Annotated in this window: 22 protein-coding genes; 8 read left to right on the plus strand and 14 right to left on the minus strand. The window is 66.5% G+C overall.

The window, feature by feature from the left end:
- Positions 1-19: 19 nt before the first annotated feature.
- The 4 genes from DB032_RS10525 to DB032_RS10540 all read right to left on the minus strand — a co-directional run bounded on the left by DB032_RS10525 (position 20) and on the right by DB032_RS10540 (position 5167).
- Positions 20-2284 carry a glycoside hydrolase gene (locus DB032_RS10525; RefSeq protein ID WP_107799442.1) on the minus strand — a complete coding sequence of 755 codons (2265 nt, stop codon included), beginning with the start codon at positions 2282-2284 and terminating at the stop codon, positions 20-22.
- 83 nt (positions 2285-2367) lie between these two features.
- Positions 2368-3144: a DUF2861 family protein gene (locus tag DB032_RS10530; protein ID WP_107799443.1), complete on the minus strand. Its 777-nt coding sequence runs from the start codon at positions 3142-3144 to the stop codon at positions 2368-2370.
- Positions 3144-3788, minus strand: a complete 645-nt coding sequence (locus DB032_RS10535; protein ID WP_107799444.1) for a response regulator transcription factor — start codon at positions 3786-3788, stop codon at positions 3144-3146. The genes DB032_RS10530 and DB032_RS10535 overlap by 1 nt, the downstream gene beginning before the upstream one ends.
- On the minus strand, positions 3785-5167 hold the full coding sequence (locus tag DB032_RS10540) for a DUF3404 domain-containing protein (RefSeq protein WP_107799445.1): 1383 nt from the start codon (positions 5165-5167) through the stop codon (positions 3785-3787). Before DB032_RS10540 ends, DB032_RS10535 begins: the two co-directional genes overlap by 4 nt.
- 99 nt (positions 5168-5266) lie before the next feature.
- Between DB032_RS10540 and DB032_RS10545 the strand changes: the two genes are divergently transcribed.
- The gene (locus DB032_RS10545) at positions 5267-6574 is read left to right on the plus strand and encodes an MFS transporter (RefSeq protein ID WP_107799446.1); all 1308 of its coding nucleotides are present in this window, start codon (positions 5267-5269) and stop codon (positions 6572-6574) included.
- Between the two features lie 10 nt (positions 6575-6584).
- Here DB032_RS10545 and DB032_RS10550 read toward each other — a convergent pair whose 3' ends face one another.
- From DB032_RS10550 to DB032_RS10580, 7 genes are all read right to left on the minus strand, one after another.
- Positions 6585-7142, minus strand: coding sequence for a hypothetical protein (locus tag DB032_RS10550; protein WP_107799447.1), 558 nt, complete (start codon positions 7140-7142; stop codon positions 6585-6587).
- Positions 7139-9616, minus strand: coding sequence for a fimbria/pilus outer membrane usher protein (locus DB032_RS10555; RefSeq protein WP_107799448.1), 2478 nt, complete (start codon positions 9614-9616; stop codon positions 7139-7141). The genes DB032_RS10550 and DB032_RS10555 overlap by 4 nt, the downstream gene beginning before the upstream one ends.
- A gap of 33 nt (positions 9617-9649) precedes the next feature.
- The gene (locus DB032_RS10560) at positions 9650-10321 is read right to left on the minus strand and encodes a DUF1120 domain-containing protein (protein ID WP_107799449.1); all 672 of its coding nucleotides are present in this window, start codon (positions 10319-10321) and stop codon (positions 9650-9652) included.
- Between the two features lie 15 nt (positions 10322-10336).
- Positions 10337-11065, minus strand: coding sequence for a fimbria/pilus chaperone family protein (locus DB032_RS10565; RefSeq protein ID WP_199225873.1), 729 nt, complete (start codon positions 11063-11065; stop codon positions 10337-10339).
- Positions 11066-11200: 135 nt separating this feature from the next.
- Entirely contained in the window at positions 11201-11932 is a 732-nt protein-coding gene (locus DB032_RS10570) for a DUF1120 domain-containing protein (protein ID WP_158274283.1), read from the minus strand.
- Between the two features lie 515 nt (positions 11933-12447).
- Entirely contained in the window at positions 12448-13842 is a 1395-nt protein-coding gene (locus DB032_RS10575; protein ID WP_107799451.1) for a dihydrolipoyl dehydrogenase, read from the minus strand.
- Positions 13843-13990: 148 nt separating this feature from the next.
- A complete protein-coding gene (locus DB032_RS10580) occupies positions 13991-14722 on the minus strand; it encodes a glutathione peroxidase (protein WP_107799452.1) in 732 nt (243 codons plus the stop codon).
- 183 nt (positions 14723-14905) lie between these two features.
- Between DB032_RS10580 and trkA the strand changes: the two genes are divergently transcribed.
- The 7 genes from trkA to DB032_RS10615 all read left to right on the plus strand — a co-directional run bounded on the left by trkA (position 14906) and on the right by DB032_RS10615 (position 23618).
- A complete protein-coding gene (trkA, locus tag DB032_RS10585) occupies positions 14906-16279 on the plus strand; it encodes a Trk system potassium transporter TrkA (protein ID WP_107801804.1) in 1374 nt (457 codons plus the stop codon).
- A 2-nt stretch (positions 16280-16281) separates the two neighbouring features.
- Entirely contained in the window at positions 16282-16674 is a 393-nt protein-coding gene (locus DB032_RS10590) for a VOC family protein (protein ID WP_199226016.1), read from the plus strand.
- Positions 16675-16677: 3 nt separating this feature from the next.
- Entirely contained in the window at positions 16678-18132 is a 1455-nt protein-coding gene (locus DB032_RS10595) for a TrkH family potassium uptake protein (protein WP_199225874.1), read from the plus strand.
- Positions 18133-18212: 80 nt separating this feature from the next.
- Positions 18213-20108 carry a lytic transglycosylase domain-containing protein gene (locus DB032_RS10600; protein WP_233246680.1) on the plus strand — a complete coding sequence of 632 codons (1896 nt, stop codon included), beginning with the start codon at positions 18213-18215 and terminating at the stop codon, positions 20106-20108.
- Between the two features lie 203 nt (positions 20109-20311).
- Positions 20312-21259, plus strand: a complete 948-nt coding sequence (locus DB032_RS10605) for a complex I NDUFA9 subunit family protein (RefSeq protein WP_107799454.1) — start codon at positions 20312-20314, stop codon at positions 21257-21259.
- Positions 21260-21274: 15 nt separating this feature from the next.
- The gene (locus DB032_RS10610) at positions 21275-22498 is read left to right on the plus strand and encodes a multifunctional CCA addition/repair protein (RefSeq protein WP_107799455.1); all 1224 of its coding nucleotides are present in this window, start codon (positions 21275-21277) and stop codon (positions 22496-22498) included.
- A 1-nt stretch (position 22499) separates the two neighbouring features.
- A complete protein-coding gene (locus DB032_RS10615) occupies positions 22500-23618 on the plus strand; it encodes a 2-methylaconitate cis-trans isomerase PrpF family protein (protein WP_107799456.1) in 1119 nt (372 codons plus the stop codon).
- A gap of 20 nt (positions 23619-23638) precedes the next feature.
- Here the strand turns inward: DB032_RS10615 and DB032_RS10620 are convergent, their stop codons facing one another.
- The 3 genes from DB032_RS10620 to DB032_RS10630 all read right to left on the minus strand — a co-directional run bounded on the left by DB032_RS10620 (position 23639) and on the right by DB032_RS10630 (position 25956).
- Complete coding sequence (locus DB032_RS10620; protein ID WP_158274284.1) at positions 23639-24451, minus strand: rhomboid family intramembrane serine protease; 813 nt, start codon at positions 24449-24451, stop codon at positions 23639-23641.
- Positions 24452-24561: 110 nt separating this feature from the next.
- Positions 24562-25122, minus strand: coding sequence for a hypothetical protein (locus DB032_RS10625; RefSeq protein WP_107799458.1), 561 nt, complete (start codon positions 25120-25122; stop codon positions 24562-24564).
- Between the two features lie 30 nt (positions 25123-25152).
- A complete protein-coding gene (locus tag DB032_RS10630) occupies positions 25153-25956 on the minus strand; it encodes an RNA methyltransferase (RefSeq protein WP_107799459.1) in 804 nt (267 codons plus the stop codon).
- Positions 25957-25961 lie beyond the last annotated feature (5 nt).

Here is a 25961-nt window from a genome sequence, read left to right on the forward strand (position 1 = left end):
CGGGCCAAACAGCGGTCCATCAGGCCGGAGCCGGCTCGCAGTCCTTTAAAGAAACCGTGCGCTCCGGCTGCCCGGACAGTTGCACCCGCATCGCCTGGCCGGCCAGTTCGCGTCCTTCCAGCTGCCGCGGCTCGGCGCTGAAATTCACCGTCAAGCGGCTGCCGTCCGCAAAGCGGGTCTGTTGCGACAAGCGGTCCGGCGTCAGCCAGGCAAAACCAGTCATGGCCTGGGTCGCCAGTTGCCGGTGCAGCGGCCGGAACACCTGATCGGCGCAGCGCATCAGCGGCAGCCGCTTCTCCAGGCTCTCCGCGCTCAGGTGCCAGAGCGGCGGCGTGTTGTACAGCCATTGCGTCAGCAGATTGTCGGCATAGGCGTTGCTGAACTTCAGGTTGTCGTACAGCCAGTGATTGCTGGTGACGATGGAGTCGTGGAACGCCGCCTGGTAGAGCGGCAAACGGTAGCCCGGCTGGTAGTAAATATTCAGATACGGCTGTTTCAGGGGCACGGAGCGAAAAAACACCTCAGGCTGATTCGCCGGAAACCAGCGGCCCAGGAAGTACGGCGATTTGGGATTTTTCTGCAGATCGGGATCGCCCCAGCCCAGCACCGGCACCTGCATGCCGTGCGCGAAGGCGATGCCGCGCGAGGTGGCGGCGTTGCCGTTTTCCGAACCCACCGGCACGCCGAAGCGGTCCCGCACCCAAGCCATGCTGCGTTCATTGCCGGCCGCCACGCCGGCCTGGCTGGTCCGCCGGCCGGGGCTGTGATCGTCGAACACCATGCCGGTGGCGTAGGCGTCCAGAAACCAGCTGTTGAAACCCAGCGCCTGATGCAGCGCCTGGCTGCGCTGACGCAAGACCGGCCGCACGCAATCCGGGTTGGTGTAATAGCCGGACTGCTGGAAGCCGCTCTTACGCCGGCCGCTGGCCAAGGTAATGCCGCAGTTCCGGTACGCGGCGGCGCCCTGCTGCGCCGTCAGCCAATCCTCGCGCTGCCCCGGCGGCAAGGCGGTTTCATAGGAATCGTAGGCCGCCATCAGATAGCCGGCGCGCACGCCCGCCTTCATCGCTTGCGGCTGCCACAAGCCGCCCTCCCAATTGTCCATGCCCAGCCACAGCCGCTCCAGGCCGGCCGCGCGCAAGGCCCGCAGCGTGCGGAGCGACAAGCCGCCGCCCCAATCGTCAGGCTCGCCCAAGGCCGCGCCGAACACTTCCCTCACCTCACGCCGCAGGCGGCGGTAAGGCTCGGCCAGCTTGTTCCACGCCGGCGCGGCGCTCAGCCAGCCGGCGCGCGCCTCCGCCGTGGCCGCCTGATTGAAGGCCGCCAACAGCACCCGGCGCTGGTAGGCGTCGGGCCGGGCCGAGGCCGTCCGCAGCGCCGCGGCGGCTTCGGCGTCGAAGCGCCCTCTCAGCCGCCGCGCCAGCGCGCTGTCGCCGCGCAACAGACTCAGCCAGCGTCCCCAGTCGCGCACATCCTCCGCGCCCAGCAAATCGTTGCCCCATAGATAGACATGGCTGGCGCCCACCAGCTTGGCGGTTTCCGGCTGCGCGCGCATCTTGTCGGCCAGGCTTTCGAAACGCCCCGCCCCGATCAGCCATTGCCGATAACGCTTGGCCCCGGCCAAGAGGTCCCCGTCCGCCAGATGCAAAAGCAAGGTCATCGGCTCCCGCCGGTTCAAGGCGTTGAAATCATGGCTGAGCGCCAGCCCCAGGCCGGCGCCGTCCCGGCTTACCTTCAAACGGTTGTTGAAGGGATTGAGCAGCAGCCAATGCAGGCTGCTCGCGCCGTAGTCCATGCCCCACAAGGGCAGGCTGAGGTTTTCCGAGGTGTTTAGCCCGTCGCCGGCGAAGCGCGGCAGGAAATCCAGCCACAGCGGGTCGCCGGCCGGCGCATAACTGCCCTCGGCCAAGGGCAGCAGCAAGCCGCGCCCCATCGCCGCCGCCGGCTGCCGCAGCAGCGGCACGGTCTCCGCGGCGCCGGCTCCGGCCTGAACCGTCAGCGTCAAGTCCGGCCCGTCCAGGCGCGCGCTCAAGCGATAACGGCCGCGCTCCCAGGACCAGGCGGCGCCGGCCGCGTCCGCGTTCAGATCCGCCACCGCGCGCGCCGGGCCGCCGCTCGACACCGCCAGCGGCGGCTGTCCGGCCGGCGTCGCGGTCACCGCCAGAGTGGCCGGGTCCAGCGCCACCCTCCATTGCGCGTTCTCCAGCCGGATCTGCGCCCAGGCGCTCAGGGGCAGACACATCGCCGCCAGCGCAAAAACAAGGGAATGAGGGGATATCGGCATTGCGGGCACTCTCCGTATGGGAATCAAGACGGAGAGATTAAAAAGGCAAAGGCCGCCCCGATTGTCAGGCCAATGTCAGGATTTCAGCGCGGCCCCACCTGACGGTGCGCCAGCCTCAACACCAATTGGCCGCGCGCCTCGACGCGCACCAGGGCCACGCTCTGCCATAACTCGCCCCGGCCGGGCGGCCAGCGCAGCGCCTCGCCCAGCTCGCGCCGCCGCCACCAGACAAAGCCGTAGTCGCTGCGACGCAACAGCGACTGCTCCAGCCAGGGCTGGGCGCAGGCCGCGCGCGGCGGCGGCAAGCGCGACACCGCCAGCGGGCTGCGCGACAGCCAATCCAGATTGGCCACCTCAGGCAAGGCCAGCTCGGCCTGCCATTGCCGGCCGACGGCGCTGAGCTGCAAGCGGTAAGCGCCCGCCGCCAGCGGCCGGCTCAGGTCCGCGCTTTCCAGGCGGAAGCCTTGGCCGTCTTCCCGCTCCAGCAAGCCGCCGCGCAGCAGGTCATGCCCCTGAGCGTCCAATAGCCGGGCGTCCTCCAGCGCGCCGCGGCCGCTCAGCACCACCCGGTAGGCGCGCGCCAGCGGCATGTCACGCTGCGACAGCTCCAGCGTCAGCTGCGGCAGCCAGGCCGGCAGCGTCAGCGGCACGTCCTTGCCGCAGTGCTCCGCGCTCAGCGCCGCCAAGGCCTGCGCCCAGGCTTGCCGCTGCGCCTGGCTGCGCAAGGCCGGCCAGCTTTCGGACAGCGCCTGCCAGGCGGCCGCGTCGTCCGCGCCCAGCAAGGCGCGGTTCAAGGCCGCCAGCGGATCCGCGACGGCCGGCGCGGCCAGCGCCAGCCACAAACACCATGCGCGCAGCATCAGTTCTTCTCCAAACGGTAGCCGACGCCGCGCACGGTTTCGATGGCGATGCCGGGCAGCTTCTGCCGCAGTTGCAGGATGTGAGTGTCCACGGTGCGCGTGGACGGAAAGCTGTCGTAGCCCCAGACCTGATTCAGCAATTCGTCGCGGCTCATCACTCGTCCGGCCATGCGCGCCAACAACGCCAGCAGTTCGAACTCGGTGCGCGTCAACGCCACCTCCCGTCCTTGCCAGTTCGCCGATTGCCTGGCCGGCTGCAGGCTCAAGGCCCCCAGGCTCAGGCTGCCGTCGCCCAAAGGCCGCAACTGGGCGCGAATCCGCGCCAGCAACTCGGCATGGGCGAAAGGCTTGCTCAGATAGTCGCGCGCGCCCGCCTCCAGCCCGGCCACCCGGTCGCCCACCTCTACCCGCGCCGTCAGCACGATCACCGGCAAGGCTTTCTGCGCCAGCCAGCCGGGCAAATGCCGCAGGCTGTCGCCGTCCGGCAGGCTGCGGTCCAGGATGACCAGATCGGCGCGCAGCCACTGCGCGGCCGCGTCCTCCGCCCGCCGCAGCCACAGGCAGCGATAACCCGCATCCTCCAGAAAGCGGCTCAGGCCGTCGCCCAGCGTTGCGTCGTCTTCAATCAAGAGCAAAGTGTTCATCGCGGGGAATCCTGTCGCGGCGCCCGCTTGACGGGCAGTTGCAAGCTAAAGCGCGTGGGCGGCCCGGACAGGCTCAACCGGCCGCCCAGCCGCTTCAGCACCCGTCGGACGATGGCCAGGCCCAGCCCCATGCCCTCGCCGCCGCCGTCGCGCCGCGCCAGTCGGCGCAGCCGATAATCCCTCAGGCGGCCGCCGTCACACACCGTCAGCGTCAAATTGCGGCCGTCCCAATCCGCCAGCACGCGCCAGGGCGGCCGGCCATGCCGGCGCGCGTTGGCCAGCAAATTGTCCAGGCACAAGCCCAGCCAATAGGCCGGCAACAGCACAGTCGCGTCCTCATTCAGACAAAACGCGGCCTGATGCCGCTCCGTGATCGCGTCCAGCCATTCCGCCAGCCGCACCGCTTGCCGCCCTTCGTCCAGGCGTTCGGCGGACAAGTAATGGCGACTGGCTTCGGCCAACTGACGCAGGCGGCTGACGCCGCCGGCCAAATGTCCGAACTGATCTTGAGCGGAATCCGGCAGGCGGTCGAAATCCCGGCGCAGCCCCTCCACCACGCCGGCCAGGCCGGCGATGGGGGTGCGCAATTCATGAGTGAGCATCTGCAAGGCGAAACGCCGCTCCCGTTCCAGGCGCCGCCGCTGCCAGGCCAGCCAGCCGCCGGCGGCCAGCGCCAGCCCGGCGAGGCCCGCCAGTAAAGCCCGCCAGGGCCAGGCCGGCGCCGGCGTCGGGTTCAAGCACAGTCCGTCCTGGCGCTCCGCGCAGACGCCCGCGCCGGCCGCGGACACCCTGACCCCGGCCGCTTCCGCCCGTTCCCGCCAGGCGGCGGCCGGGTACAGCCGCCATTGGCCGTCCCGCAGCCGCCACAGCGCGCCGTCCTGCCACAGCCAACGCGCGCCGGCCAGCAAGGCGTCCAGATTGTCGTCCGACAGCCCGCCCAACAGCCCCAGATCGTCGTCGCGTTCGCGCACATGCAGCCAGTCCGCCACCGCCGCCCGCGGCCGGCCCTGCCGCCAGTGCGCGGCGCTGCTGCCGCCCAAGGGATGAACCGGATGCAGGCGCAGCCAGTCGTCCGGCAGACGTCCGTCCGCGCAGCGCCGACGTTCGAAATCCCGCCATAGCGCCGGCAGGGCAGACAGATCCCCCTCGCAGCGACGCTCGTGCGCCTCCAGCTGCCGCAAGGCGCGCAGGCTGTAGCGGGACCAGGCCGGCTGCAACGACGCCGGCGCGATCAGCCCCTCGTCCAGCGACTGAATCCGCGTCAGCGCCAAAGACCGCGCCGGCCGCGATTCGGCCAAGGCGGCGTCCAGCCGCGACGACAGCTCGCCGGCCCAGGCCGCGTGGCAGATCAATAGGCAACAACACAGACGTAGCTTCATGCGCCGCATTATACGGAAAACCCGCCGCCACTCGGCTGACAGGCCGGCGCGAATCCGCTAGCATGCGTTTCCGGCTCATGACACAAGATCGGCATCCCCGTGAAAGCAGGCTTTTCCTTCTTCGCCACCCGGCGCTTCTTCCCGCTGTTCGGCACCCAGTTCCTGGGCGCCTTCAACGACAATCTGCTGAAAACCGCCATCGTGGTGCTGATCAGCTTTCACGGACTCAGCCTGGCCGGGCTGCCGCCGGAACAACTGGTCAATCTGGCCGCCGGCGTGTTCATCCTGCCCTTTTTCCTGTTTTCCGCCACCGCCGGCAAATTGTCGGAGCGCTACGACAAGGCCGCCATCGCCCGCTGGATCAAGCTGGCCGAGATCGCCATCATGCTGCTGGCCGGAACCGGCTTCTTCCTGCACTCCGCCGGCCTCTTGCTTTCCGCGCTGTTCCTGATGGGCGCCCACTCCGCCTTTTTCGGCCCGCTCAAATACTCGGTGCTGCCGCAATATCTGAAAGAACAAGAACTGGTGGGCGGCAACGGCCTGATCGAGATGGGCACTTTTCTCGCCATCCTGATCGGCCAGATCGGCGGCAGCATGCTGACCACCGGCGGCCCGCTGCTGATCACCGCCACCTTGCTGGCCACCGCCGTGCTGGGTTACGGCGCCAGCCGCGAGATGCCGCCGGCCCGGCCCGGCGCGCCGCAGCTGAAACTGTCCTTCAACTTCCTCAAAGACTCCGTGCTGCTGATGCGCGACGCCTGGCGCCTCCGCGACGTGCGCTGCGCCATCCTCGGCATTTCCTGGTTCTGGCTGATGGGCGCGGTCTACACCACCCAGCTGCCCACCTTCACCCGCCTGCATCTGGGCGGGGACGCCGCCGTCTACACCCTGCTGCTGGCCTTGTTCTCCATCGGCATCGGCCTGGGTTCGGTGGTGTGCGCCAAGCTGTCGCAAGGCAAACTGCAATTGGGCATGGTGCTGGTGGGCAGCGTCGGCATGACGCTGTTCGGCGGCGATCTGGCGCTGTCCGCGCTGCCGCACTACCGCGGCGAGCTGATCGGTCTCGCCGATTACCTGGCCCGCGCCGGCAGCTGGCGCAATATGGTCGACGTGGCGCTGCTGGGCTTCTTCGGCGGCTTCTTCACCGTGCCGCTGTACACCTGGCTGCAAACCGCCAGCCCGGACGATTTCCGCTCTCAGGCCGTGGCCGCCAACAATATCGCCAACGGCTTCTACATGGTGGCCGCCGCCATCGGCAGCGCGCTGGCGCTGAAGCTTTACGACAGCATCGCCATCCTGCTGCTGGCCACCGCCGCGCTCAACATCCTGGCCACCCTGCACCTGCTCAGCGCCGCGCCGGTGATCTGGCGGCAACGGCTGGACTGGCTGCGCGCGCTGCGCGACTGAGGCCGGCGCTTCATTCCGCGGCGGAGGCCTGCAGTTCGAACACGCCGTCCATCCGCCAGCGCTCCCGCTCGCGGGCATGCGCCGCGCCGGCCGGCAAGAGCGGCTGGACTTCCAGCTCCAAGCGCAAGGCCCGCCCCGTCCCGCCGCCGCTGTCCGGATACACCCGCACCAGTTGGCCGGGGCGTAGCGGGGCTGAGCGCAGGCGCTCGCCGCCGCTCTCCCCCTCCACGCGGAAATAGGCGTCGCGGCCATCCAGCGTCGCCGCGCGCAAGATCAGGCGCGCCGCGCCCTGAGGCCCGAAGCGGAACGAGGCCGCGTCCGCCGCCGGGCCGTTGAAACGCAGGGCCAAAGCCCGGGGCTCTTCGCAAACGGCCTGCAAACTCAAGGTACGCGCCTCTAGGCCGCCCCCCGGCGCGCCCCGGCCGAAGCCCTCTCGCAAGGCGGCCAAGGGCAGCACGCCATAGTCCAGATTGGGCGTGCTCAAGCTCAACGCGCACGGCCCTTCCTCGGCCGCCGCGCCGGCGCTCAAGGCCGTCAGCGCCATCAAAACCCATTTCCCCATGCTCATCCCTCAACTCCTCGATCTCCGACGCCGCGCTCCGATGCGTCCGCTTCAAGCAGCGAACCCGGCGCGCAGCGCGCCCTGACGGTTTGGTACAAGGCGGAAGCGTCCTCGTCCGGCAAGACATAGTCCAAGCGACAGCGCCGCCTTGGCGGAGACTCCACATACAGCCCGTTCCGCGCGGTCGCCTGATCCAGAAACACCTCGCCCCCGCTCCCGGTGAGCGTGATGAAACGCCCTTCCCCATCCACCACACTCAGGCCGGACGCCAAGGCCTCGCCGTCCTCCGCCGCGATCTGGATCAGCAAGCGCTGGGTCTTGAGCACCGAGAACTCCGCCCGGCTGACCGAGCCATGCCCGGCGCGCACCACTTTCAAGCCGTTCGCCACGTCCGCATTCCGCGGCAGGCTAGGCGTCTGCAGTTCCACTCGGGTATCGGCGTAAGCGTTCAGATTGGCCAATACCGCGTGGCCGTCGCCATCGCTCCACACCGGGCCGCTGGGCGTGCTGAACTTCACGCCGGGCAAGCCGCCCACCGACAGCACCCCGACGCTGTCGCGCAGCGGATAGGGAGAGAAGGTCAGTCCGCCCTCATGCAGCAGCGCGCCGCCGCGCAGGCTGGCGTTGTACGACTGCGCGCCGCCGCGCTGGCTCATGCCCAGGCCCAGCTGGGCGTAACGCGGAATCCAGTGCAGATTGCCGTTGAAGCCGGTGCTGTTCCGGTCCGCGTCGCGATCCACCGCCACGCCGTAATTCAAGCTGTCGCTGACAACTTCGCGGTAGCTGGTCCCCAAAGTTTGGCTTTGGCCATAGCGTTGCAGATACGCGCTCAGGCTGGCCCGCTCCAGCGGCAGATCCACGTTCAAGTAAAACTGATTGCGATGCGCGCCCGCGCCCCGACTCAAATCTCGGCCCACGTTCAAAGAGACATTGGCGCCCCACATCCGCCGCGACCAGCCGCCGTTCAAGCGCTGCGAGGCGTCGCCGCCGTGATGCGAGCGGGTCGCGCCCAGGCTGAACGCGCCCATGAATTCATGGTGGTAGGACAGGGACAGGCCGTACTGCGTCAGCGCGGCCGGCGCCTCTTGTTGACGAGCCGCGTAATCCGACAGCGTGCGGAAGTGGGCGCTCTGCCGGCTCAGGTTCAGCGCGCCGGACAGGCGCTCGCCCCAGCTCGCGCTCAAGGACGCGCTGTATTGCGCGCCGCTCCGCCCCGCCTCGCCGTCGCGGGAGGCCACCGCGCGCATGCCGGCCACCAGCCCGGGGCTCAACAGATAAGACAAGGCCCCGCCGACGGAATGAAAGCGTTCGGACCACAGGCCGCCCAGGCTGAGGTCCAGCTCCCGGCCCAGCCGCCAGCTGCGGCTGCCGGAAAACAGCCACGGCGTGTCGCCGTCCTGGCCGCCAAACTGGCGCATCTTGCCCGCCGCCATATTAAAGCCCTCGACGTCGCCGCCCGGGCTGGCGAAAAACGCCGCCGCCGGCACGGTGAAGGCGTGCTGGCCGCCATCGCTTTCGGTGACAGTGACATTCAGATCGAAGCCCGCCGACAGGATGGGCACATCGTTCAATTCGAAAGCGCCGGGCGGCACCAGCGTGCTGTACACCAAAGCGCCGGCCTGCCTCACCTCCACCCGGGCCTCGCTCTGGGCGATGCCCCTGACCTGCGGCCGATTGCCGCGCGGCAGCAAGGCCCCTTGCGGCAGCCACTGCGCGCCGGAGAAATTCACGCCGGCAAACAGAGGGTTGTTCAGCGACAACTCGCCCACTTGCAGGATGGCCTTGCTGTCCACCAGGGTCTTCTGCGCATAGCTGTACAGATACTGGAAACGATTGCTCGCCTCGTTGCGCGCGAAGCTTTGCCGGCTGCGCACCATCCAGTCCCGCCAATTGAAGCCGATTTCCGTGAAACCTTGCAGATACTGCTGGCTCCGCCCACCTCCGCTGCTGCGCATGGCCAACACCTCGTAATTGAACAGGCCGGCCGTGCCGCCGCTGTCGTAGCCGCCCAGTGGCTCCTGCTCGCGCTGCAAGGCGCCGCTGGGCGCCAGGATGTCCACCCGCGCCAGCTCCGGCCGCAGCTTGACCACCGCCTGCGGATAAAAAGCCGTCAGCTCGCGGCAGCCGGCCTCCGCCGGCGGTTGGCCGTCCGCGGGCAGCAAGCCGGCTGCCGTCCAGAATCCGTCGTCGACGCACAGGCGGCCGCCCTCGTCTATGCTCACCTCGGCGCCGCCGCGACCGGCGCCGTTGACGAATAAGGACACCCGATTCCTGCCCGGCGCAAAGCGCGCGCCCAGGCTGAAGTACTCCGCCACGCCGGGATCGATGCCGCTCGCCTTCAACACGCCCAGGTCAAACTGCACGCCCTCGCCGGGCACGTCGCGCGCCCCGGTCTCCGCCAGCGACGCCGTCGGGAACGCCCCGGCCAGCCACAGCACTAGCGGAATGGGTCTGAGCAGCCATTCAATTGAACACTTCATCTAACAGGACCCAAGATTGGATGGATGGAGACGTCAGGGATAGAAGACCGTGACAGTGGCGTGGCCGTCCAAGCGCACCGGTTCGCGCGCGCTGAGCGCCTGCCGCCCCCTGAGCGCCGCGCCGATGCGCAGCTTGAACACGTGGGTGCCGGCCGGCTGCAGCGCCTGGCGCTGCGGCGAGCCCAAGGCATAGCCGTAACGCAGGTTTAGCGGTTCGCCGCCGGCCTGCAACCAGCCTTCCTGCCGGCCGGCGCTGCGCATCAGCGTCGCCGGACGCTCGTCCGCATGAGCCTCGATCAGGCTCAGCCACCAATAGCCCAGCGCTTGCTTGCGGCTGTCCCGGCCCAGGCCCAGAGTCTGCTCCGCCTCCGCCGGCAGCGACGGCGATGCGGCCCCCGTCGTCTGAAGCCCGGCCATGGCGGCGATGCCGGCGCGGCTGTCGCCGCGGTTGTCCCGTATGCTCAAACCCACCAGCGCCGGCTGATCGCACTGCACATGCAAGCTGATCTCCCGCTCGCCCAGCAGCGTCGCGCCTGGATTCAAGGCCGACCAGGGGATGAGGCCGTAATCGACCACGCCGTTATGGGAAAAGCCGGGCGTGCAGCTGGGCGGCACCACCTCGGCCGTCAGTGCGAATGGCGCGTTCGCCGCCAGCACCGGCATGGATGCGCATAGCGCGGCGGCGATTGCTTGGCGATATTTCATCACGGGCTAGGCCGCTCAGTTCAAGGTCGCGGTAAAGGAGTCCACCGCATAGCCGTAGCTGGTCGCCGGCCACAGCTTGACGTGAGTGGCGTCCAAGGGCGTCTGGCCGGTCGACGCCAGCTGCAAGCGCTCGCCGGGCAGGATATAGGCCTTGGGCAGCTCCAGCCCTTGCCGTCCGGGCTGCAACTCCACCTTGTGCGTGGACAGGCGCACCACGTAAGGACTGTCGTTTTTGACCTCCACCCGGCCGTCTTCCGTCAGGTCCCACTGCAGCTTGACCCACGGCTCCCGCTCGCGCGGCAGGCCTTTGGGACGGATCAGTACCGGCAGGTTCTGATTGAAAGTCATCTGAATGCGATGCCCCTTATCGGCGGATACCGCGGGAATGCCCTCGAAGGACGCCCGCATCAGCCGCTCAGTCCGCAGCGGCTGCGGCGATTTCAACAAAAAGCGGACCAGTTGTTTCTCCCCGCCTTCCACCCGGGAAATCGGCGGCGTCGCCAGCAATAGCTGCTCCGGGTCCTCGGGCAGGTTTTCCAGCCGGACATACATCAGGCTGGCGTGGGCGTCGGTATTCTTGACGTTGATCACGCCCTCGCCGTCGCCTTCCTCTACCACCACCAGCGAGGTTTCCGGCACCACGCCGGCGGACCAGGCCGCCGCGGGCAGCAGGGCCAGCGCCAAGGCGCCGGCCATAGCGCCGCCGCGGACCGCAACGGCGAACACATTCAGCGCATGCATCATATGAAACTCTTTTCCATCAAGGACGGCGTTGATTCACCGCGTCAAACCGTATCAACCGGGCCAGCAAGCATGCCGCCGGCCCGTATTCAAGCACGCTGACTCAAGACTTATTCAGCGCCGACTCGCGCAACCCAATCACTGGTAATAAATAGTGAAAGTACCCTTACCATCCAGCTTAGTGTCGTCCTTCACGCTCAAGCGCCCCTTGGTATTCAATGCCGCCCCCACCACCATGGGAAACTCGTGAATGGAAGCCACTGCAGGACTAAATGACCCAATTCTCTTGATCGCGAAAGCTCCTACTCCGGCTCCGGCAAAATGCGGATCCAGCGGTGCAGCGGGAGTTTCCGCCCAACTCGTACCATTATTGGCCGAGTACAACAATTTGGGCTCGCTTACTTCTTCGGATTGGCTATTGGTTGCTTTCAGCTTGGTTTTATCAATAGTCATCCACCACACGCCAAGCTTGCCCGCTGCTCCGTCATTTCCCAAACCCATGGTTTGGTTATTGTTGGTAGCAACAATAAGATTGGACTGAGAATGCTTGACCGGTTGCGGAATTTCGCCTCCCAGCAAGGGTTTGCTCTCCGCGCGGGCATCGGTGATGCGTATGCCCAGCGCGGTATCCTCCTGGCAGGTTACCGTCAGGCTGACATCACGATCTTCCAGCGTGTACGCGGCGCTACTGCTCAGATTGGAGACCGGGATATCGCCATAATCAATCACCGCGCCGCCGCTCAAAGCCGGCGTGCACGCGGGCGGCACCAATTTGCCGGTAATCAGCAAATCCGCGCTATTTGCCGAAGCCCATTGAGCGGCTCCGGCAAAAACCGTGGCCACCACCAAAATCATATTCTGCTTCTTCATGATTAAACCTCCAATTAGATGAAAGTTCGCAATCAAACCATTCGTATTTGACGATGTTTTCTTGCAAGACAGCCGCCCATTCCGGCGGCACCCGCTATTGATTCGCGGCGAGGCCATCTTGCTTTTTCGCGAGAACAGTCACAATAGGATTTTTCCTAAAAAAACGACAAGCACACCAATTCCATTTCAATATTCACAAACATAAAATGCACAACAAACCTCAGTCACATCACTTCAAAAAAATCAATAAATCTAAATAATTAATATATTAATATTTAGAGTTGTTGAGGATTTCCCTCATGGCCTTCCACTTAGAGCCGCTAACAAGCCGCGCAGCGTAGCTGAGCCAAGGCGCGCCGACGCAGGCAGCGCCAGCCGTACGACAAGGAGGCGCAACACAGGATCAGGGGTTTGGTTAGCGGGTCTTAGACAGACGCAAAAAAGCCCGCCATGGCGGGGACCATGGACGGGCGGAAAAACGGCGACATCCCGCTTGGGAATGCCGCCGGCAAGACTCAGTCTTGCGCCAGCTTGGCGGCGGCGTCCCGCAGCGCGGTGCGCAAGCCTTCCTCTATCACCGGGTGATAGAAGGGCATCTCCAGCATCTGGGCAACGGTCAGGCCTTGCTGATGGCTCCAGGCCAGCAGGTGAGCCAGGTTCTCGGCGCGCGGACCTATCATTTCCGCCCCCAGGAAGCGGCCGCTGCCGCGCTCGGCGTATACATGCAGCAGACCCTGGTTGACGCCCATCACCCGGCTGCGGCCCTGGTCTTCAAAACTGACCTCGCCCGCCACGAAGCCATCCGCCGGCAAATCGGCGAAGCGGCTGCCCACCATCATCATCTGCGGATCGGAAAACACCACGGCGATGCTGGAGCGGCGCAGGCCGGGCTGTACCGCCGGATACTGCGCGGCATTGTCGCCGGCGGTCTTGCCTTCGTCGGCGGCCTCGTGCAAAAGCGGCAGGATGTTGTTGGCGTCGCCGGCGATGAAAATTGGCGAATTCCCGCACTGCAGCGTCCGCGGATCGAACTTGGGCACGCCGCCCGCGTCCAGTTCCAGGCCGGCGTTTTCCAGCGCCAGACCGCGCACATTGGGCGCCCGACCGGTGGCGGCCAACACGTAATCGAAACGCTCGCAGACTTCTTCGCCGTCCAGATTGACGTAGCGGATTTGCGCCTTGTCGTCGACCAGGCCCATTTCCAGCACCTTGGCGTCCGGGTCCAGATAGAACTCCCGGCCCAGCGCCCGGCTGGCGTAGTCGCGCACAGCGGGGTCCGACAGCGGGCCGACGCCGCCGCCGCGGCCGAACACGCGAACCTTGACGCCCAGGCGGGACAGCGCCTGCCCCAGTTCCAGACCGATGACGCCGGGGCCGAACACCGCCACGCTGTCCGGCAGCGTGTCCCAATCGAACACATCGTCGTTGATGATCAATCTATCACCGAATACCTGGAACGGCGGCGGGATCAAAGGCGAGGAACCGGTGGCGATCACCACGCGGCGCGCCTGCACCAGCGTGTGCTCGTCCACTTGCAAGGTGGTGTTGTCGATGAAGCGCGCGTAGCCGCGCAGCCGGTCTTGCGGCGGAATGCTTTCCACGCCCTTGAGCACGAAGCCGACGAAACGGTCGCGCTCGCGCTTGACGCGGTCCATCACCTCGCGGCCGTCGATGCGCACGTCCCCATCCACATGTACGCCGAAAGGCGCGCTGTGACGCAGTTCGTGCGCGGCCTCGGCGGCGGCGATCAGCAGCTTGGACGGCATGCAGCCGACACGGGCGCAAGTGGTGCCGTAAGGACCGCCTTCAATCACCACGGCGCTGGCGCCGCGAGCCTTGGCGGCGCGGTAGGCTGCGAGGCCGGCGGTGCCGGCGCCGATCACGGCGACATCGATGTTCAAGGTATGCATTTCATTCCTTTCGGTATCGGGATACGGCACGGCACGCTGGGCATGCCGTCTCGTATCCCGGTAAAAAAAGGGCCGGACGGAGCATCCGGCCCGCAACAACTCCGGTGGCATCAGGGCCCGAGCCACCGGGGACGAACACGGTTGAGGCTTATTTGGAGAAGTACTTTTCCACTTCGTCGGCGGAGCCGATCAGTTGGCCGTTGATGAACACCTGCGGCGCGGTCATCTTGCCGGCCACGGCGCCCAGCACCTTGCCGCGCACCTTGTTGTCCAGCGGCACTTCGACGAAGTCGTAGCCGTTTTCGCTCAGCACCGCCTTGGCGCGCGCGCAATGCGGGCAACCCGTCTTGGAGAACACCACCACTTGGTCCGGCTTCTTGGCGCTGGGATTGACGTAGTCCAGCAGAGTGTCGGCGTCGGACACCTTGAACGGATCGCCCGGCTCTTGCGGCTCGATGAACATCTTGTCCACCACGCCGTCCTTCACCAGCATGGAGTAGCGCCAGCTGCGCTTGCCGAAGCCCAGGTCCTGCTTGTCCACCAGCATGCCCATGCCCGCGGTGAAATCGCCGTTGCCGTCCGGGATCATTACCAGGTTCTGCGCTTCCTGATCCTTGGCCCATTCGTTCATCACGAAGGTGTCGTTGACCGATACGCAGAGGATGGCGTCCACGCCGTTGGCGAAGAAGGCCGGCGCCAGCTCGTTGAAGCGCGGCAGGTGGGTGGAGGAACATGTGGGGGTGAACGCGCCCGGCAGCGAAAACACCGCTACGGTTTTGCCGTCGAACAGTTCGGCGGTGCTGACATCTTTCCACTCGTTGTTGTCACGAACACGGAAAGTGACATTCGGTACGCGTTGGCCTTCACGGTTTTGCAACATGGCGAGACTCCTTGTTTGGATTGACTGACAGGTTTAATAAATCGATGGATGCATTCTGATAGCTGAGAGCAAATTCGTCTAATTGATTGTGGCAAGGCTGCTGATTTGCTTTTTTAATCGACAAGCAAGCGGCCGCGCTAACCGTTAAAATTGCATAAACAAACCAACAATCAGGCCAACGCGGTGAAGATTCTGATTCTCGGCGGCGGACAGGTCGGCGCCAATGTGGCGGAAAACCTGCTTTCGGAAAACAACGACATCACGGTGGTGGATCAAAACGCCGCGCGGCTCAAACAGCTGCAGGACAGGCTGGACATCCGCACCGTGGCCGGCAACGCCGCCCATCCTCAGGTGCTGGCCGATGCCGGCGCGGCGGACAGCGACATGGTGCTGGCGCTGACCCGCGACGACGAAACCAATCTGGTGGCCTGCAAAATGGCCGAAGCCTGTTTCAACATCCCCACCCGCATCGCCCGCATCCGCTCCAGCGACTACCTGGAATCCGAGCACGGCGATCCGCTCGCCCACTTCGGCATCGAATCCGCCATCTGTCCGGAACAGATCGTCACCGACCACATCTATCAGTTGTTCGCCTACCCCGGCGCGCTGCAAGTGCTGGACTTCGCCGACGGCAAGCTGCAACTGGTGGTGTCCCGCGCCCACTCCGGCGGCAAGCTGCTGGGCATGCCGCTGCGCCATATACGCGAACACATGCCGGACGCGGATTGCCGCGTCTGCGCCGTCCACCGCCGGGACACGCTTTTGGTGCCGGACGGCGACACCGTGCTGGAGGAAGGCGACGAGGTCTTCTTCGTCGCCGCGCGCGAGCACGTGCAGGCCATGCTCAAGGAGCTGCGCTTCAGCGAGCGGCCCTTGCGGCGCATCATGATCGCCGGCGGCGGCAATATCGGCTACCGGCTGGCCAAACTGCTGGAGAACGATTTCAGCGTCAAAGTGATAGAAGCGCGGCCGGAACGCGCGCAATGGCTGGCGGAACGGCTGGAACACGCGCTGGTGCTGCGCGGCGAGGCCACCGACGAAGAGCTGCTGGACGCCGAGAACGTGGACGAGATGGACGTGTTCTGCGCGCTGACCAACGACGACGAGGACAACATCATGTCCACGCTGCTGGCCAAGCGCATGGGCGCGCGCCGGGTGGTGGCCCTGGTCAACCGCACCAGCTATGTGGACCTGCTGGAAGGCCACCGCATCGACATCGTGATTTCGCCCCACCTGTCCACCATAGGCTCCATCCTGGCCCATATCCGCCAGGGCGACGTGGAGGCGGTGCATCCGCTGCGCCGCGGCGCGTCGGAGGCGATGGAAGTCATCATCCACGGCGACGCGCAGCAATCGCGGCTGACCGGCCGCCGCATCGAGCAGATCGACATGCCGCACGGCAGCCACATCGTCGCAGCCATCCGCGGCGAACAGGTGCTGATGGCGCATCACGATCTGACGGTGGAAAACGGCGACCATCTGATCATCTTCCTGTCGCGCCGCCGGGTGATCCGCCAGGTGGAAAAACTCATTCAGGTCAAACTGGGCTTTCTGTGACCATGCATCTGACCGGCCTGCACCACGTGGCGATCATCGCCTCCGACTACGCCCGCTCGCGCGACTTCTACCACCGCGTCCTCGGCCTGCCCATCCTGGCCGAACACTGGCGCGCCGAGCGCCAGTCCTGGAAGCTGGACCTGGCCGCGCCGGGCGGCGGCCAGCTGGAACTGTTCAGCTTTCCCTCGCCGCCGCCGCGCCCCACGCGGCCGGAAGCCTGCGGTCTGCGCCACCTGGCCTTCGCCTGCGCCGATCTCGCCGCCTGTCGCCAAAGCCTGCTGGCCGAGGGCGTGGCGGTGGAGGATGTCCGCGTGGACGAATACACCGGCGCGCGCTTTTTCTTCTGCGCGGACCCGGACGGCTTGCCGCTCGAGTTCTACCAGCCGCGGGACTGAGACATGCGCAAGATACTCGCCATCCTCTATGTGCTGTCCAAGCTGATCATGCTGTTCTCCTGCACCTTCCTCGCGCCGGCTCTGGTCTCCATCCTGTACCGCGACGGCGCGCTGGACACCTTCGTCACCGCCGCCGTGGCCGGCCTGGCCATCGGCCTCACATTGTGGTCCGCCACCCGCCGCTACCAGCGCGAACTGAAGCCGCGCGACGGCTTCATCCTGGTCACCACGCTGTGGGTGGGCTTCGCCATCACCGCCTCCTTCCCCTTCATGCTGGCGCGGCCGGACATGTCCTTCAGCCACGCCTTCTTCGAGGCGATGTCCGGCCTCACCACCACCGGCTCCACCGTGATCAGCGGCCTGGACGCCCTGCCGGCCTCGCTCAACTTCTGGCGCCACTTCCTCAATTGGATGGGCGGCATGGGCATCATCGTGCTGGCGGTGGCCATCCTGCCCATCCTCGGCATCGGCGGCATGCAGCTGTACAAGGCGGAAACGCCGGGGCCGATGAAGGACAGCAAGCTGGCGCCGCGCATCACCGAAACCGCCAAGAACCTGTGGCTGGTCTACAGCAGCTGGACGCTGGCGGTGGCCCTGGCCCTGAAAGCCGCCGGCCTGAGCTGGCTGGACGCGGTGTGCCACGCCTTCGCCGCGCTGTCCCTGGGCGGCTTCTCCACCCGGGACAGCAGCGTGGGCGCCTTCGATTCCCTGCCGGTGGAACTGATCCTGAGCTTCGGCATGATAGTCGGCGCGATGAACTTCGCCACCCACTTCCTGGCGCTGCGTCAGCGCTCGCTGCGCGCCTATCTGCGCGACCCGGAGGCCAAAGCCATGTTGTGGCTGCTGCTGGGCAGCATTCTGGCGATGAGCGCCTATCTGTGGGCCCACCGCGTCTACGACTTCCCCACCGCGCTGCGCCACGTCAGCTTCAATCTGATCTCCATCGCCACCGACAGCGGCTTCGCCAGCGTGGACTACGCGCGCTGGCCTATCTTCGTGCCATTGTGGATGCTCTTCCTGTCCAGCGTCACCGCCTGCTCCGGCTCCACCGGCGGCGGCATCAAGATGGTGCGCACCCTGATGCTGAGCAAGCAAAGCGTCAATGAAATGACGCGGCTGCTGCATCCGGCGGCGGTGCGCCCGGTGAAAATCGGCGGCAAAGTGGTGCCGCAAGACGTGATGCTGTCGGTAATGGGCTTCATATTTGTCTACTGCATGTGCATAGTGATACTAAGCTTCGCGCTGATCGCCAGCGGCCTGGATTTTCTCAGCGCCTTCACCGCGGTGATCGCCTCGATCAACAATGCCGGGCCCGGGCTCGGCGTGGTCGGGCCGGCGTCGAACTACGCGTCGCTGTCCGACTTCCAGATATGGACTTGCAGCCTGGCCATGCTCCTGGGCCGGCTGGAAGTGTTTACCCTGCTGATCCTGTTCACGCCGGCCTTCTGGCGCAAATAGGACGCGAAGAATTTACCCGCCGCGCGCGGGTCTGAACCAAAGCGGCGCCCCGCGCCGGATAATAAAGACGAAACCGGATCATGAACCCTATGACATTCACCGCCCCCAGCCGCATGCTCGCCCTCAGCCTGGCGCTGACGGCCGCCCTGCCCGCCTTCGCAGGCGCCGACGACGAACTGATCGCCGCCCGCGACGCCTTTCGCGGCAACAAGCTGGGCCAGTTGGCCAGCCTGGCGGGCGGCATGCCGTCCAACTACCCCTTGAAGGACTACCCGGCTTACTGGCTGGCGCTCAAGGCGCTGGACGGCGACGACGACGGCCCGGCCCAGAACTTCCTGGCCCGCGTGGACGAAGGCCTGATGCCGGAGCGCGTGCGCAACGAATGGCTGAAAAAACTGGCCGCGCGCGAAAGCTGGAGCCGCTTCGCCGCGGAGTGGAAAAAACTGCCGCCGGAAGGCCGGGACGAAGAATCCAGCTGCTACGGTCAACTCAACGAGCTGAATCAGGGCAAGGCGCCGACGGATCTGGACCGCTTCCTGGAAAGCCGTCCGCTGCCGGAAGGCTGCAACCGCCTGATCGCCGAGGCCGCACGCCGCGGCGTCGTGAAGCGCGACTGGCTGTGGCAGCGCGCCCGCCTGCTCCTGGCCGGCAACTACCTGAGCCAGGCGCGCCAACTGGCCGCCAACACCGGCCTGCCGCTGGACAACGCCGCGCTCAGCAAGCCGGCCAACGCCGATCTGTCCACCCCCGGCGGCCAGGAAGCGGCGGTCTACGACATCGTGATCAAGGGCAAGGCCAATATCAGCAACGGCCTGGGCAAACTGCTCGATCACGAAAAGTCCTTGAGCAAGGAACGCGCCGGCTTCGCCTGGGGCCAACTGGCCTTGCTGTCCGCGCGCAAACAGCAGGCGGCGCAAGCGCTGCAGTGGTTCGACAAGGCCGACGCCGACCAGCTGACCTCCGAGCAATGGGAATGGTGGGCGCGCTCGGCGCTGCGCCTGGAGCAATGGACCCAGCTGGAGAAAATCATCCGCGCCATGCCTGTCACCGTCAGCGCCAAACCGGCCTGGCGCTACTGGCGCGGCCGCTCGCTGCAACAGCTGGGTCGGCAGAACGAGGCGACGCCGCTGTTCAGCCAGGCCAGCATCGGCCACAACTACTACGCGCTGCTGTCGCTGGAAGAACTGGGCAACAGCCTGTCCACCCCGGCCAGCAAAAGCGGCCCGGCCAAGGACGACATCAAGCAGATGAGCGAGGAGCCGGCGATCAAACGCGCGCTGGCGCTGCTGGAGCTGGCCGAACGCCACGTCAAGCCCGAGTTCCGCGCCGACGCGCAGCGCGAATGGCGCTGGGCGATGCGCAACCGCAGCGACATCGAACTGCTGGCCGCCGCCGAAGTGGGCCGCCGCGCCAGCTTCTACGATATGGCCATCTACAGCGCCGAACGCACCAAGGAAGAACACGATTACTCCTTGCGCTACCTGACGCCCTACCGCGACGTCACCCAGCGCTACGCCAAGCAGCTGGACATCGACGACGCCTGGGTCTACGGCCTGATCCGCCAGGAAAGCCGCTTCATCACCATGGCGCGCTCCGGCGTCGGCGCTTCCGGCCTGATGCAGCTGATGCCGGCCACCGCCAAATGGGTGGCCAAGAAAATCGGCCTGGGCCAATACGCGGTCAACGACATCGAAACCAATGTGCAACTGGGCACCTGGTATCTGCGCTACGTGCTGGACAGCCTGTCCAGCAACGAAGTGATGGCCACCGCCGCCTACAACGCCGGCCCGGGGCGCGCGCGCGCCTGGCAGGCGGACCGCACGCTGGACGGCACCATCTACGCCGAAACCATCCCCTTCACCGAGACCCGCGACTACGTGCAGAAAGTGATGGCCAACGCCGCTTATTACTCCAGCACCTTCGGCCACGCCAACATCTCGCTGAAAAACCGGATGGGCGTGGTGCCGTCCCGCTGAAAGCCTGCGCCGCCCAAGGGCGGCGCGCCCTCCCACAAGTACCATAAAGAACCTGTTCAAGGGCTAGCGAGCGAGAGCGAGACAAGGCGAAAACGATAGAGAAAGCGGAATGTACATGCGGTGCATGAGCATTTCGAAATCGTTTTTAACGCCGTATCGGCGACGCGCAGCAGGCTTTGAGCAGGCTCGAAGAAAGGGAACCCATGACTTATCAACGCATCTGCGTCATCGGCGGCAGCGGCTTCATCGGCAGCTACATCGCGGAACGGCTGACCGAACAAGACTGCCAGCTGACCATCGCCACCCGCCGGCGCGAACGCGCCAAGGCCTCGCTGCTGGTGCTGCCCGGCGCGCAGCTGGTGGAAGCGGACATCCACCGTCCGGAAGCGCTGGAACAACTGATTTCCGGCCACGACGCGGTGATCAATATGGTGGGCATCCTGCACGGCAGCGCCGCGCAGTTCGACAAAGCCCATGTGCAATTGACCGAGAAGGTGATCGCGGCCTGCCGCAGCCAGGGCGTGCGCCGGCTGATCCACATCAGCGCGCTGGGCGCCGACGAGCGCGGCCCCAGCCTGTACCAGCAAAGCAAGGGCCGCGCCGAGGCGCGCGTGCGCGAAAGCGGCCTGGAATGGACCCTCTTGCGGCCGTCCGTGGTGTTCGGCCACGGCGACAGCTTCCTCAATATGTTCGCCGGCCTGCTGCGCAAAGCGCCCTTTCTGCCCTTGGCCGGCGCAAAGACGCGCTTCGCGCCGATCTGGGCCGGCGACGTCGCCCACGCGGTGGCGGCCTGCCTGTCGCGCCGCGCCGCCATCGGCCAAAGCCTGGACCTGGCCGGCCCCGGCGTTTACACGCTGGCCGAACTGGTAAGCCTGGTGGGCCGCCATATCGGCAAACCGCGTCCGGTAATCGCGCTGCCGCAGGGCCTGGCCATGCTGCAGGCCGCATTGATGGAATGCCTGCCCGGACCGGCGCTGATCAGCCGCGACAATGTGCGCTCGCTGAGCGTGGACAATGTCAGCGACCAGCCCTTCCCCGCCGCTCTGCTGGGCTTCAGCCCCACGGCGCTGGAAGCGCTGGCGCCGGCCTTGCTGGGCGCGGAGGAATTCAATCTGCAGATGTCCGCCTACCGCCGCCAGATCGCGCGCTGAACGGGAAACGGATCAATGCAATGCTATATCGTCGGCGGCGCCGTGCGCGACCGCCTGCTGAAACTGCCGGTGAAAGACCGCGACTGGGTGGTGGTGGGCGCCAGCCCGCAAGAGATGCTGGCGCTGGGCTATAAGCCGGTGGGCAAGGACTTTCCGGTATTCCTGCACCCGGACACCCACGAGGAATACGCGCTGGCGCGCACCGAGCGCAAAACCGGCAAGGGCTACCACGGCTTCGCCGTCTACGCCGCGCCGGACGTGACGCTGGAACAGGACCTGGCCCGACGCGACCTGACCATCAACGCCATCGCCGAGGCGGCGGACGGCAGCCTGATCGACCCCTACCACGGCCGGCGCGACCTCGAGGCCGGCGTTCTGCGCCACGTCAGCCCCGCCTTCGCCGAAGACCCGGTGCGCATTTTACGGCTGGCGCGCTTCGCCGCCCGTTTCGGCTTCGCCGTGGCCGAGGACACCATGGCGCTGATGCGGCAAATGGTGGCGGACGGCGAAGCCGACGCCCTGGTGGCGGAGCGGGTGTGGCAGGAGCTGGCCAAGGGCCTGATGGAGGAGCGGCCGTCGCGCATGTTCCTGGTCCTGCGCGCCTGCGGCGCCCTCGCCCGCGTGCTGCCGGAGCTGGACACGCTGTTCGGCGTGCCGCAGCGGGCCGACCACCACCCGGAAATCGACACCGGCGACCACGTGATGCGGGCGCTGGACTGCGCCGCCGAGCAAGGCCTGCCGCTGGCGGCGCGCTTCGCCGCGCTGACCCATGACCTGGGCAAGGCGCTGACGCCGGCGGACGTGCTGCCGCGCCACATCGGCCACGAGGCCGCCGGCGAAGCCCCGCTGCTGACGCTGTGTCAGCGTTTGCGGGTGCCGGCCGACTGCCGCGACCTGGCGCGCGTCACGCTGTTGAGCCATACCAAAGTACACTGTGCTTTCGAATTGAAGCCAAGCACAATATTGAGATTGTTCAAGCAAACCGACGCCTTGCGGCGGCCGGAACGCTTCTTGCTGATGCTGGACGCCTGCCGCGCGGACGCGCGCGGACGCCTGGGCTTCCACGACCGGCCCTATCCGCAGGCGGACTACCTGTCCGCGCTGCTGGACGCGGCGCTGGCGGTGGACGCCGGCGGCATCGCCCGCCAGTGGGAAGACAAGCGCACGCTGCCGGAAGCGATAGATCGCGCCCGGACCCGCGCCATCGCCGTCCGCAAGGAGCAACTGGAGACGCACTGACATGGCCGCGATCTACCGTCTGCCGTCCACGCTGATGCGCGGCGGCACCAGCAAGGGTCTGTTCATCCGCGCCGACGCGCTGCCCGAGGACACCTCCTCCTGGGAACGCATGCTCTTGCGCGCCATCGGCAGCCCGGACCCGCATGGCAAGCAGATCGACGGCCTGGGCACCGGCCGGGCCAGCACCAGCAAGGTGATGATACTCAGCCCGTCGCGGCGCGACGATTGCGACGTCGATTGCCTGTTCGGCCATGTGTCGATAGAACACGCGCTGATAGACTGGTCCGGCAACTGCGGCAACCTCAGCGCCGCGGTGCCGCTGTTCGCGGTGATGGAAAAACTGGTGGAGCCGCGCGACGGCGTGGCCTCCATTGGCATCTGGCAAGCCAATGTCGGCAAGCGCATCGTCGCCGAACTGGAAATCATGCACGGCCAGCCGGTCTGGCAAGGCGACTACCGCATCGACGGCGTCGCCTTTCCCGGCGCGCCGATCCGGCTGCGTTTCCTGGACCCGGCCGGCGGCAGCTCCGGCGAACTCTACCCCACCGGCAAGCTGGTGGACGAATTGACGCTGCCGGACGGCAGCCGGGTGGAAGCCACCCTGGTGGACGCCGGCAACCCCACGGTGTTCGTCCGCGCCCGGGACTTCGGCCTCAAGGGCGACGAAGAAATGGCGGCCTTGCCTGAGACAGCGCGCCACCGGCTGGAATGGGCGCGGGAAATCGCCGCCGTGGTCATGGGCCTGGCGCCCGACATTTTCGCCGCCCGGCGGGAACGGCCCGGCTCGCCGCGGATCAGCCTGCTATCGGAAAGCCGGGACGAGGATTGCCAGATCAACGCCCGCATCCTGACCTCCGGCCGCTCGCTCCACCACGCCTACACCGGTACCGGCGCCATCGCGCTGGCCTGCGCCTGCGCCACCGAAGGCACGCTGCCGCAGCAAGTGGCCGGCGCGCCGGTGCGCGGCATGCCGCTGACCTTCAGCCACGCCAGCGGCAGACAAACGGTGGAAGCGGTGCTGGGCCACTCGGACGAATACGGCTGGACCATCAGCGAAGTGGTGATGACCCGCACCGCCAGGCCGCTGATGCGCGGCGAAGTCTACATCCCGCTGGACTAGCCGGCCAGCGGACCGCCGCGTCAAGGCTGCGCGGGCTCCGCGGCAGGCGCTTGACGCAGCTGCGCCGCCAACTCGCTCAGATCTTCGGACCCCAGCGCCTGGCTCGCCTGATGCGCGCCCAGCGCCGCCGCGCCGGCCAAGGCCGCGAACATCAACAGCCGCGGCAGCGGACGCAGGCGCAGCCAGCCCAGCACACCCAAGGGCAAGCCGGCCAGGAGGCCGCCGATATGGCAGGCCTGGTCCACGCCGGACACCATGAAACCCATGCCCAGGTTCAGCAGCACCACTTGCGCCAAGGCCTTGCCCTGCGAGCCGCCCATGTCGGCGTCGCTGAGGCCGGCCACGCACAGCGCCCCGGCCAGGCCCATCAAGGCGCCGGACGCGCCGACGCTGGCCACCAGGCGGATGCTGCTCTGCATCAGCAGATTGGTCACCGGATGCGTGCCGTACCACCAGGCGCTGACCAGGCCCGCCGTCAGGCCGGTGGCGAGGTAAATCGCCAGAAAGCCGATGCCGCCGAAGCGCTTCTGCGCCAAGGGGCCGATCAGCAGCAACATATACATATTGAGCAGCAGGTGCATGGCGCCGCCGTGCACGAACATGCTGCTCAGCAGCCGCCAGCTTTCGCCGCCCAGAGTGAACGGCGCCAGATTGGCGCCCCAGCTCACCAGTTGCTCGGGATCGGGCTCGGTCCAGGAAACGCCCGAGGCGCCCATCCAGACGTAAACGATCAGATTGGCGAGCACCAGGCCGATGGTGGCCCACTGCTGCCGCAGAAAAGAAGAAAGCCCGCCGAAGCGGGATGAGGAAGAATCAAGCGCGGTCTCATTCATCTGTGCTGGTTTCCTTTGTTTCAATTTGCCGTTTAAATATCTCCGGCGCATGATAAAGCAAACCAGGCAAAATAAAAATCAAACGCTACTCAATTTTCATGCGCAAGGCTTCAAGCCCTTGCCGGGTCGCGCAACAACTCCCGCTCCACCTGCCGCAGCATGCGCCGGCGGATCAGGCCGCTGACCGGACGAATCAGATACCAGTACGGCGCAAAACGCCAACGGGTGCCCGCATCGGGGCAATGCACGCGGGTCTGAGTCGACAGGCGCACGCCTTCGGCGACGGTTTCGCAGTGAAAGCTCAGCAACAGCCGGGCCACGCCCGGCTCATTCAAAGCCATGAAATCCTCAAGGCCGCCGATCTCGCGCAGGCCGAAGTCCGCGCGCCAGAAGGCGCCCGCCAGGCCCAGCGTCAATTCGCTATCGCCGTCGCGCGCCAGCGGCGTGAAGCTGTGCATGCCGAACGGCGGACAATTGCCGGGCAAGGCGCCGCTCAGGCGGCCGGGCAGTTCGCGCAGCGCCATGAAGCGCCGCGCCCAAGGGTCGTCCGCCGGCGCGACGCGTTGCACCGCGTCCAGCGTCGAGGCCGCATCGGCGGCCAGAATGCGGGAATGCGTCTCGACAAACTGATAATTGGGCAGAATGCGCTCCGCCAGCGCGAACCTAGTCATATATCCCCCCTTGTCCAGCGTTCTCAATGCTCAGGATGAGGCATCCGTCTCCAGCTGCCTCACCCGCTCGAACAAACACACTGTCGCCGCCATCGCCACATTCAGCGATTCGGCGTGGCCCGGCATCGGAATCCGCACCCGCGCATCGGCCAGGGCCAGCGCCTCCGCGCTGACGCCGGCGCCCTCGTTGCCGAACACGAAAGCCACCGGTCCGCGCAGGTCCTGCGCGTACAAAGAAGTCGAGCCTTCCAGATGGGTGACCAGCTTGCGGCCTTCGTAGCGCGCCAGTTCGGCGCAAAGATCGGCCTGCTCGTGGATATTGAGCACGAAGTGCGCGCCCATGCCGGCGCGCAGCACCTTGGGCGAATAGACGTCGACGCAGCCCTTGGACAACATCAGTTCGCTGACGCCAGCCGCCGCCGCGCACCGCAGAATGGTGCCCAGATTGCCCGGATCCTGGATATCCTCCAGCATCACCCGCGATGCGGCTTCCGGGCAGGGCCGCGCTTGCGGCCGCGGGCACAAGGCCAGCAATTCCCCGGCGCTGGCCAGCGCGGTGGCCTTGGCCAACACCGCTTCCGGCACCGTGACCACGACCGTCGGCGCGCTCAGGCGCCGCAACAAGGCCTGCACCTCAGGATGCGCTTGCGCCGCCTCGTTGAGATACACCCGCTCGGGAACGATGCCGGCGTCCAGGCAGGACTCGGTCAGATGAATGCCCTCCAGCAACATCAACTGTTGCTTGCGGCGTTCGCGCGGGCTTTGCGCCAGGCGCGCCAATTGCTTGATTTCGTCGTTATGGGCGGAAGTGATGGTTTTGCTGATGTACGACATGTGTC

Origin of the sequence: Chromobacterium sp. Panama (assembly GCF_003052555.1) — a bacterium.
GTDB lineage: Bacteria > Pseudomonadota > Gammaproteobacteria > Burkholderiales > Chromobacteriaceae > Chromobacterium.

Coding starts and splice junctions, on each gene's coding strand:
- DB032_RS10540 (WP_107799445.1), bottom strand. CDS start 5,167: ATGAAGCTACGTCTGTGTTGTTGCCTATTGATCTGCCACGCGGCCTGG.
- DB032_RS10610 (WP_107799455.1), top strand. CDS start 21,275: ATGCAATGCTATATCGTCGGCGGCGCCGTGCGCGACCGCCTGCTGAAA.
- DB032_RS10580 (WP_107799452.1), bottom strand. CDS start 14,722: ATGTTGCAAAACCGTGAAGGCCAACGCGTACCGAATGTCACTTTCCGT.
- DB032_RS10620 (WP_158274284.1), bottom strand. CDS start 24,451: ATGAATGAGACCGCGCTTGATTCTTCCTCATCCCGCTTCGGCGGGCTT.
- DB032_RS10570 (WP_158274283.1), bottom strand. CDS start 11,932: ATGAAGAAGCAGAATATGATTTTGGTGGTGGCCACGGTTTTTGCCGGA.
- DB032_RS10605 (WP_107799454.1), top strand. CDS start 20,312: ATGACTTATCAACGCATCTGCGTCATCGGCGGCAGCGGCTTCATCGGC.
- DB032_RS10590 (WP_199226016.1), top strand. CDS start 16,282: ATGCATCTGACCGGCCTGCACCACGTGGCGATCATCGCCTCCGACTAC.
- DB032_RS10550 (WP_107799447.1), bottom strand. CDS start 7,142: ATGAGCATGGGGAAATGGGTTTTGATGGCGCTGACGGCCTTGAGCGCC.
- DB032_RS10565 (WP_199225873.1), bottom strand. CDS start 11,065: ATGATGCATGCGCTGAATGTGTTCGCCGTTGCGGTCCGCGGCGGCGCT.
- DB032_RS10535 (WP_107799444.1), bottom strand. CDS start 3,788: ATGAACACTTTGCTCTTGATTGAAGACGACGCAACGCTGGGCGACGGC.
- DB032_RS10530 (WP_107799443.1), bottom strand. CDS start 3,144: ATGCTGCGCGCATGGTGTTTGTGGCTGGCGCTGGCCGCGCCGGCCGTC.
- DB032_RS10575 (WP_107799451.1), bottom strand. CDS start 13,842: ATGCATACCTTGAACATCGATGTCGCCGTGATCGGCGCCGGCACCGCC.
- DB032_RS10615 (WP_107799456.1), top strand. CDS start 22,500: ATGGCCGCGATCTACCGTCTGCCGTCCACGCTGATGCGCGGCGGCACC.
- DB032_RS10600 (WP_233246680.1), top strand. CDS start 18,213: ATGAACCCTATGACATTCACCGCCCCCAGCCGCATGCTCGCCCTCAGC.
- DB032_RS10560 (WP_107799449.1), bottom strand. CDS start 10,321: ATGAAATATCGCCAAGCAATCGCCGCCGCGCTATGCGCATCCATGCCG.
- DB032_RS10595 (WP_199225874.1), top strand. CDS start 16,678: ATGCGCAAGATACTCGCCATCCTCTATGTGCTGTCCAAGCTGATCATG.
- DB032_RS10625 (WP_107799458.1), bottom strand. CDS start 25,122: ATGACTAGGTTCGCGCTGGCGGAGCGCATTCTGCCCAATTATCAGTTT.
- DB032_RS10525 (WP_107799442.1), bottom strand. CDS start 2,284: ATGCCGATATCCCCTCATTCCCTTGTTTTTGCGCTGGCGGCGATGTGT.
- DB032_RS10555 (WP_107799448.1), bottom strand. CDS start 9,616: ATGAAGTGTTCAATTGAATGGCTGCTCAGACCCATTCCGCTAGTGCTG.
- DB032_RS10630 (WP_107799459.1), bottom strand. CDS start 25,956: ATGTCGTACATCAGCAAAACCATCACTTCCGCCCATAACGACGAAATC.